The sequence below is a fragment of the Parabacteroides distasonis genome (assembly GCF_004793765.1).
GTDB lineage: Bacteria > Bacteroidota > Bacteroidia > Bacteroidales > Tannerellaceae > Parabacteroides > Parabacteroides distasonis_A.
The window spans coordinates 1-330 of sequence record NZ_SRYM01000173.1 but is presented as its reverse complement, the minus strand read 5'-3'; the positions used below and the strand labels follow the sequence as shown (position 1 = coordinate 330).

Below are 330 nucleotides of genomic sequence, written 5' to 3'. Positions count from 1 at the left end.
GGCTAAGCGCAATTTGTACCATGCGAATATCTTTCTTGGTATAACTGTTGATATAAGCTTGGAAATAGTCTAAGAAATTGACCGTTCTATCTTTTTTCAACCGATACCCCAACATACTTTCCTTAAATTCCTGTTCACGCTCTGCACGTATCTTTGTGGCAAGCTCCAACGTTTCTTTGTTCTGCTGGCGTTCCGCTGGGGTGCGGGGCTTATCTATCAGATACAGACTAAGGTTTTCTTTTCGTCTGTTGTGCTTTACTGCAAACTTGGGCTTACCTTGCATCTTTCCACTATCATAGTACACTTGATTGCCGTTTTCATCTAATACGG

The 330-nt window shown here is 41.8% G+C and carries 1 pseudogene; it reads right to left on the bottom strand.

The features are described from left to right. Positions 1 to 330: pseudogene (locus tag E5342_RS19240) on the bottom strand (site-specific integrase); the annotation flags it as partial.